The following is an 8,054-nucleotide window of genomic DNA, read 5'->3' on the forward strand; positions in this document are numbered from 1 at the left end:
GAGGCGGATGAACATGAGTGCTCATGAGATTGATTACCGGATTATTGGGGAAGAAATGCAATGTGTGGAGATTCAGCTGGACCCCTCAGAAAGCGTGGTGGCCGAAGCCGGCAGCTTTATGATGATGGATCAGGACATCCAGATGGAGACGATCTTTGGAGATGGCTCCAGAGGCAATGGAATGATGGGGAAATTGATGGGAGCCGGCAAGCGGTTGTTGACCGGTGAAAGTCTGTTTATGACGGTGTTTACCAACGAAGGGCGTTATCGTCAAAATGTTACCTTTGCATCTCCTTATCCGGGAAAAATCATCCCTCTTGATCTGCAGCTGCTTGGCGGAAAAATCATTTGCCAGAAGGATTCCTTCCTCTGCTCGGCAAAAGGAAACAGCATCGGTATTGAGTTCCAGCGGAAGCTGGGAGCCGGCTTCTTCGGTGGCGAAGGATTCATTATGCAGAAGATTGAAGGGGATGGCTGGGCATTCGTACACTCGGGCGGTCTGGTGATAGAGCGGACCTTGAATCCGGGTGAGGTGCTTCGTCTGGATACAGGTTGTCTTGTGGCTATGACCGCTGGGATCGACTACGATATCGAATTTGTAAAAGGGGTCAAGAGCGCGCTTTTCGGGGGTGAAGGTCTGTTCTTCGCCACGCTTCGCGGGCCAGGTAAAGTATGGGTACAGTCCCTTCCGTTTAGCCGGATGGCAGATCGTGTCCTTTCAGCGGCAACTTTTGGCCGCAAGGATGAGGGAAGTATCCTTGGCGGTTTGGGGAATTTGTTTGAAAGATAATTTACAGGTTTTAACCGTATCCTTTATGAAGACTTCTTCGTGTACTAATGAAGAAGGTTTGAAAAAGGAGGAAGACAAATGTCATATCATTCTAGCGGTGTAGAATTAAATGGCGTAAGGCCGAATTTGTCAGAGCTTCGGTCAACACTGCTCAGATACTGCCTTGCGCTTACAGGTTCGAAATGGGACGCTGAAGATTTGGTACAGGATGTATGCCTGAAGGTCCTTCCTATGATTCAGAATACTCCTGATAAGGAGTTTGCCCAAGCATATATGTTCAAAGCTGCACGAAACAGATGGATCGATCATGTCCGGCGCCACAAAGTACTGAGCCGTAAACTGGAGGACTTCAGACCTGACCCGGTGTTACAGGAAGAAGTGGACCAATCCGAGATTGCTGAAGCCGTGGTCCGGGTGCTGAGCTGCCTGTCACCATTGCAGCGCTGTGTATTTCTTCTCCGTGACGTTCTGGGTTATTCTTCACCTGAGGTGGCTCTGAAGCTGAATATGACGGAAGGAGCTGTCAAGTCCGTGCTGTACCGGGCAAGAACAGCTCTTGCAGCCCTTCGTGGTCACCCTATCGAGATTTCCCATGAGATGAATGAGGACAGGGAGCAATTCAAAGCGGAGGTGCAGCAGTATCTGCAGGCCCTCAGCCGGGAAGATGCCGCTATGCTGATCCAGCTGATGCACAACGAGGTGGGCGACCCATCCTCTGTAGTGAATGTGTTTAAGAACCGTCAGAGCCTCCGTCAAGGCGGCTTACAGAAGGCGCAAGGGATGGACACTGGCGCCCCTTCAAACGCCAGTTTTATGGCAGCATAAGTTCATTTCTGTTAGGATCACAGCCGCAAAACCCGGTTATGGTGACCCATTTCACGGCACAATCCATCTTGTGCATGAGATGGGTCTTGTCATTATGGCTTATGTATGGATTCTGCTTCGCAATGTAAACAATATGAAAGATAGGTAGTATGAAATAAAGTGGGTAATTTGAAAATTCATGGGCTGTGGATATAAAAGTCTTTAATTCACTGGCAACCTCCTTTATAATGGTAAATAGTTTGTTGTGCAAACGATTGCCGAAGCGAACAGAATGATTATTTTCGGGGAGTGAGTCTGCTTGTCCGTACAGCTCGAAAGGAATGTTCATATTGAATATGGAGATCCTGCAAGAACCGCAGGAATTTCTGTTTTTTCACCGGAGTTCGATGATCACTACTTTTATGATGGTGATGATCTGGGCTTCAGATACAGTCGGGAGCGGACAAAGTTCCGCCTGTGGGCTCCTACGGCCACTGAGGCTTTTGTTGTATTGTATCGCACGTGGGACGGGCGCTCTGACAGAATTATTGCTATGGAAGAGAGTGTTCAAGGAACCTGGACTGTTTCCATAGAAGAAGACCTTAATGGTTATCTATATACGTATCTTGTTCGCATCGGAGATCAGTGGAATGAGGCTGCCGATCCATACGCAACAGCGGTTGCGGTTAATGGGGACCGGGCGGCCATTATCGATTTGGCCCAGACCGATCCGGATCGCTGGACTGCGGATAAGCCTGTATTCGGTAAAGCTACGGACGCGATTATATATGAAGCGCATATCCGGGATTTCTCCATTCATCCAGCCAGCGGCATTACACATAAAGGAAAGTATTTGGGATTAACCGAGAAAGGCACGCGAGGGCCGCAGGGAATCAAGACCGGTCTTGATCATATTGTGGATATGGGGGTCACCCATGTTCAGCTGCTCCCGTTCTATGATTACTCTACACAAAGTGTGGATGAGACCCGCCTTGACGTTCCTCAGTATAACTGGGGGTATGATCCTAAGAATTACAATGCTCCCGAAGGCTCCTATGCTACCGATCCCTATACTCCAAAGACCCGTATTCGCGAGCTCAAGCAGCTGATTCAGACTCTTCATGATGAGGGACTCCGCGTTATTATGGATGTGGTGTACAACCATGTTTATGATGGATATGTCGTGAATTTTACAAAGCTCGTTCCCGGCTATTATCTGCGCTATAATGATCGCCGGGAGTTTTCTAATGGCTCGGGCTGTGGAAATGATGTGGCCTCCGAACGCAAGATGATGTCCAAATTCATCGTGGAGTCGGTTGTCCATTGGGCGACGGAGTACCATATTGACGGTTTCCGTTTTGACCTCATGGGCTTGCTTGATACAGCCACCATGAATGAAATCCGGCACAGGCTGGATATGATCGATCCATCCATTCTGACCATAGGGGAAGGGTGGATCATGGAGACGGAGCTTCCTTCCCACCGCAGGGCCAATCAGCTGCAGGCGGGAGAAATGAAGGGGATCGGCTTCTTTAACGATGTTATCCGGGATGGTCTGAGAGGTCATGTGTTTGAGGCCAGGGATAGAGGTTTTGTAAGCGGGGGAGAAGGGCGCGAGCATGTGGTTAAAATAGGCGTAACTGCTTGTATCCCCTATGACGACTGGATCAAGGGATTTGCGCATGAGCCTTCCCAGACGGTCAATTATGCCGAATGTCATGATAATCATACGTTATGGGACAAGATTCTGGTATCAGTCGATGGCGAGGAGAATGAACTCCGGCGTCAAATGCACAGACTTGCTTCCTCTATTGTGCTGACAAGCCAGGGCATCTCCTTCCTTCATGCAGGCCAGGAATTCTGCAGAACGAAGTATGGATTCGAGAACAGCTATAATCTGCCTGACGAGGTCAACCGGGTAGATTGGGAACGCTGTGCTGAATACCAGGAAGATGTGCAGTACATGAAAGACCTGATCAAGCTCCGCAAGGAGCATCCCGCTTTCAGGCTTGAGACGGCCGAGCTGATCCGGCAGCATCTAGTGTTTGAAGCCAGCCCTGGCAGAACGGTCGCGTATACCCTCCGTAATCATGCGGGTGGTGACTCGGCACAGCATTTGTACGTACTGTACAATGCTAGACAGGATCTAGTTTCAGTGGATCTCCCTGATTTGGGCGATTGGAAGGTGCTTCATGGTTCGGAGACGGTGCGCCATATAAGCGAAAATAAGCTTGAGGTTCAAGGGATCGGCATGATTGTTCTTGCCGTTACCGGCTAAATCCGGTAGGTAAATAGTAAAGAGACAGCCCCAGCTATATCTGGGAGAGCTGTCTCTTTTATTTATGCAGATAAGTTACACGGTTATAACGTTTGGACCGCTCTGGATCTACAGCTCTGTTAAATCCAGTGATTCACCCGGCTTAAGCGCATGACCCTTAAGGCCAGCCTGCTGAAGCTTATTGACGAATTCTTCCCCGTTTTGCTCGATTGGAGGGAACGTATTATAGTGAATTGGAACCGTGTGTTTGGCATGAATCCACTGTGCTGCCAAGAGGGCATCGTCTGGCCCCATGGTGAAGAAATCCCCGATTGGGATCAGCGCCACATCGATCGGATGACGGTCTCCAATCAGCTTTAGATCACTGAACAGCGCGGTATCCCCGGCGTGGTAGAGAGAGTGTCCGTTCAGTTGTACCAGAATCCCTGCCGGAGCCCCGAGATAAAGGTTGACCCCGTCTTTGGTTATAGATGAGGTGTGCAGTGCAGGAGTAAATTTAATGGTCCCGAACGGAAGCTTCAGAGAACCTCCCAGATTCATGCCGATTGTCTTAAGGCCCAGGCTTGTAAAATAATTAGCGAGTTCAACGATACCTATAATGGTTGCACCATTTCGGCGGGCGATCAACTCCGCGTCCCCGATATGATCCGAATGTCCATGAGTGAGTAGCACATAGTCTACCTTGATGTCCTCGGCGCTTGCAGCTGCAAGCGGGTTTCCGGTAAGAAATGGGTCAATAATAAATTTGTGATTTCCAGTGTCTACATGAACTGTAGAATGTCCCAGGAAAGTCATTTTCATTAATTCTCACCTCATCAATTAAAATGTTAATTTTCAATCAATTTACTAAAATATAGTAGCACACCTTTGCCCGTCGAATCAAAGAAGATAGATTTATGAAAGGGAGTGAGCGAATATGGAGAAACTAAAGCTCGGCGTGCTGGATCTTGCTCCAGTTCTAAACGGGTATGGATTAGAGGATGCAATTCAGGAGACAGTTCGTCTTGCTCAAAAGGCCGAGGAATGGGGCTACGAATGGTATTGGGCTGCCGAGCATCATGATCTGGAGGGACTTGCTTGTCCTTCTCCAGAAATACTTCTGGCCCACATTGGAGCTAGAACGAACACAATCCGCCTTGGATCCGGCGCGCTGCTGCTTCCTCATTACAGTCCAATGAAAGTTGCAGAGTCTTTCCATTTATTGTCCTGTTTGTATCCGGGAAGAATTGACCTCGGAATAGGACGGGCTCCAGGAGGGCCAGCTCATGCATCTATGGCTTTAAGTGGTAACTTTCTGCAGCATGTTGCCGAAATGCCTGATTCTTTAAGGTCTTTAACAGAACTATTAACGGGGGAGTATCGGTATGAGGGCGAACAGGTAACGGCTCGTCCGATGCCAAAAGAGCCTCCAAAGGTCTGGATGCTTGGAACAAATACGAAGAGCTGCGGGTATGCAGCAGAGTTCGGAACAGGTTTTGTGTTCGGGCATTTCATGAGTGATCAGGATGGCAGTGATATTCTGAAAGCCTACCGGGGGCAATTCAAGCCCGGGAAGCTCAGGGCTTCTCCAGAGACTATGATCGCGGTCTCGGTTATTTGCGCTGAGACGGATGCCCTGGCGGAAGCGTTGGGCCGGACATCCAAAACTTCATTAGCCAGGACTCTGGTTGGCAGCCCTGAGCGGATTCTAGACAGATTGAGGGAAGTGCAGTTCACACTCTCTAACGACAGTTTCCTCATTGTAAGTCCGCTGCAGGACTACAACCACAGACTCAATAGTTACAGGCTTATTGCCCAAGGGCTTCTTTAGGTGATTATTTTCTTTTTGCCCGAACCAGTTTGATTTGCTTGAGCTGTTCAGCGGTTAAGGAACGGATGTACTTATTTTTATCTTTTGCAGGAATCTTTATGGTCTTTACAGTGCCAGTTCCACTTGGGCGGGCTACCTCAGTGCCGAACCGCTGCATGAACCATCTGATTGGATAAGCAATGGACAGCCGTCCATCACTGGAGCCGGCGTAATTAACGGCTGCCGCATAATTTCCTTGTCTTGTCAGCCATACTGATCCGGAATCCCCAGGTAATGATACGGGGGTGCTGCCCTTCACCACGGTCTGGTCTTTGAAAGTGACTACGGATAGATCCGCGTAACCTTCATAAGAGATTTGCACATCCGTGTGAATGGAGTCCACAGTTCCATTGACGAGGCCAGTGGTACGCCCTACTTTTTTAAACTTGTCACCGACCCGGTAAGAGGTGACGTATCCGGGGATCACGCCAATTTGGGCATAAGTGGGGCTCAGCAAGCTGTTGCGGGTTGGAATGGAAGTGGCGGCATCCATAAAATTAGGCTTTGTGCTGCTTATTTTTACAAATCGGTCAAGGTGTCCTACCCGGTCCTTGGGTGAGGTTCCCCCATCAGCTCCCCCGGGTTGTATGGTTACGGAGTATTTGGATGAATTGGTTGCATTGAGTACATGGTTATTGCTTAAAATGTATTTTTGATTACCTGAGCGGCTTCTTACAATAAGGCCTGCGGTACCGGATACGTTAGGGGTGCCCACACTGTAGCCGGCAACGACAGGCCGTATTCTTCCTGTAAGATCATTTGTCGCTTTGGCATGTAGGCGGAATCCGGAGGTTTTTTTGTAGATTACAGGTACGGTTAATTTCTTCCCCGCAGTAGTTACAGTCATATGAAGTTTCTTATTGGTATGTGCCGTAAACGCCTTGTCAGTATAGACAATAACGGCTGCTCCAGATTTAGGGTTCCGGGGATTATTCAGGCCGACACCTATTCCATGTACGCCTTTTTTCTTCAGCATCTGTCTAGATAGCTGTTCTTTTAACTTTAAAGCCGCTGAAAAACTGGCCAAGTCGCATCACCTTTTCTATGGGTTTAGGATAGTTTATGTGGAGCAGCAGACAGGGTGATACAAATGGCATCCATTTTACAAGTTGATCATGTTCTTAAATTGCCGCGATTTAAAGGTTGGATTTATTTAGAAAAATTCTTTTTTGAAATAACACTTGCAATTCACTTGGGTTCCATGATATATTTATATTCCGGCCGATTGCTTGGTAAGTAATTTGGCGGGAGCATGAGAGTAGTTCATACAGTTTAATTTCGTAAGAAAAGATAAACTGGTAAAAATTATGACTTGCTTAAATGCTTGGTAACATGATATTATATAAGAGTTGCTGCTGAGACGCTGAATGGCAACTGAGTAAGTAACGAAATGAGAAATTGATCTTTGAAAACTGAACAACGAGTGAGATACATGATTGAAGAACTTCGGTTCTTTGATCGAATGAGAATTAAAATGGATGAATTTCAATTGAGCTTCGGCGAAAATTGAAATTCCATCCTTTCTCGTCAGTTTCAAAATGAGCAAGTCAAACACCTGAATGAAAGACCTTCTGCCTTCGGGTCAGAAGAACGTTTCATTCTTTATTGGAGAGTTTGATCCTGGCTCAGGACGAACGCTGGCGGCGTGCCTAATACATGCAAGTCGAGCGGACCTAATGGTTTCCTTCGGGAAACCGTTGGGTTAGCGGCGGACGGGTGAGTAACACGTAGGTAACCTGCCTGTAAGACTGGGATAACTACCGGAAACGGTAGCTAATACCGGATACGCAAGATCCTCGCATGAGGGACTTGGGAAAGACGGAGCAATCTGTCACTTATGGATGGGCCTGCGGCGCATTAGCTAGTTGGTGAGGTAACGGCTCACCAAGGCGACGATGCGTAGCCGACCTGAGAGGGTGAACGGCCACACTGGGACTGAGACACGGCCCAGACTCCTACGGGAGGCAGCAGTAGGGAATCTTCCGCAATGGACGAAAGTCTGACGGAGCAACGCCGCGTGAGTGATGAAGGTTTTCGGATCGTAAAGCTCTGTTGCCAGGGAAGAACGTCCGGTAGAGTCACTGCTACCGGAGTGACGGTACCTGAGAAGAAAGCCCCGGCTAACTACGTGCCAGCAGCCGCGGTAATACGTAGGGGGCAAGCGTTGTCCGGAATTATTGGGCGTAAAGCGCGCGCAGGCGGCTATTTAAGTCTGGTGTTTAATCCCGGAGCTCAACTTCGGGTCGCACTGGAAACTGGGTAGCTTGAGTGCAGAAGAGGAGAGTGGAATTCCACGTGTAGCGGTGAAATGCGTAGAGATGTGGAGGAACACC

At 48.5% G+C, this 8,054-nt stretch carries 6 protein-coding genes and 1 rRNA gene; 5 read left to right on the plus strand and 2 right to left on the minus strand.

The features are described 5' to 3' along the window. Window positions 1–13: 13 nt before the first annotated feature. The 3 genes from KJS63_RS09790 (at window position 14) to pulA (ending at window position 3,872) form a co-directional block, all read left to right on the plus strand. Window positions 14–790, plus strand: a complete 777-nt coding sequence (locus tag KJS63_RS09790) for a TIGR00266 family protein (RefSeq protein WP_213618911.1) — start codon at window positions 14–16, stop codon at window positions 788–790. Between the two features lie 78 nt (window positions 791–868). Next, the gene (locus KJS63_RS09795) at window positions 869–1,615 is read left to right on the plus strand and encodes an RNA polymerase sigma factor (RefSeq protein WP_213618912.1); all 747 of its coding nucleotides are present in this window, start codon (window positions 869–871) and stop codon (window positions 1,613–1,615) included. Between the two features lie 298 nt (window positions 1,616–1,913). Continuing rightward, the gene (gene pulA, locus KJS63_RS09800) at window positions 1,914–3,872 is read left to right on the plus strand and encodes a type I pullulanase (protein WP_213618913.1); all 1,959 of its coding nucleotides are present in this window, start codon (window positions 1,914–1,916) and stop codon (window positions 3,870–3,872) included. Between the two features lie 108 nt (window positions 3,873–3,980). Here pulA and KJS63_RS09805 read toward each other — a convergent pair whose 3' ends face one another. Further along, complete coding sequence (locus KJS63_RS09805) at window positions 3,981–4,673, minus strand: metal-dependent hydrolase (protein WP_213618914.1); 693 nt, start codon at window positions 4,671–4,673, stop codon at window positions 3,981–3,983. 115 nt (window positions 4,674–4,788) lie between these two features. Here KJS63_RS09805 and KJS63_RS09810 point away from each other — a divergent pair, with 115 nt between their 5' ends. Further along, entirely contained in the window at window positions 4,789–5,682 is an 894-nt protein-coding gene (locus tag KJS63_RS09810; RefSeq protein WP_213618915.1) for an MsnO8 family LLM class oxidoreductase, read from the plus strand. A gap of 4 nt (window positions 5,683–5,686) precedes the next feature. Here KJS63_RS09810 and KJS63_RS09815 read toward each other — a convergent pair whose 3' ends face one another. Continuing rightward, window positions 5,687–6,748, minus strand: a complete 1,062-nt coding sequence (locus KJS63_RS09815; protein WP_244862553.1) for a hypothetical protein — start codon at window positions 6,746–6,748, stop codon at window positions 5,687–5,689. Between the two features lie 575 nt (window positions 6,749–7,323). Between KJS63_RS09815 and KJS63_RS09820 the strand changes: the two genes are divergently transcribed. Further along, window positions 7,324–8,054, plus strand: a 16S ribosomal RNA gene (locus KJS63_RS09820); the annotation flags it as partial.

The sequence above is a fragment of the Paenibacillus sp. J22TS3 genome, assembly GCF_018403205.1.
Lineage (GTDB): Bacteria > Bacillota > Bacilli > Paenibacillales > Paenibacillaceae > Fontibacillus > Fontibacillus tuaregi.

What these genes read in the sequence shown, in the direction of transcription:
- KJS63_RS09795 (WP_213618912.1), top strand. Translation starts at nt 869, where the DNA reads ATGTCATATCATTCTAGCGGTGTAGAATTAAATGGCGTAAGGCCGAAT.
- KJS63_RS09790 (WP_213618911.1), top strand. Translation starts at nt 14, where the DNA reads ATGAGTGCTCATGAGATTGATTACCGGATTATTGGGGAAGAAATGCAA.
- KJS63_RS09810 (WP_213618915.1), top strand. Translation starts at nt 4,789, where the DNA reads ATGGAGAAACTAAAGCTCGGCGTGCTGGATCTTGCTCCAGTTCTAAAC.
- KJS63_RS09805 (WP_213618914.1), bottom strand. Translation starts at nt 4,673, where the DNA reads ATGAAAATGACTTTCCTGGGACATTCTACAGTTCATGTAGACACTGGA.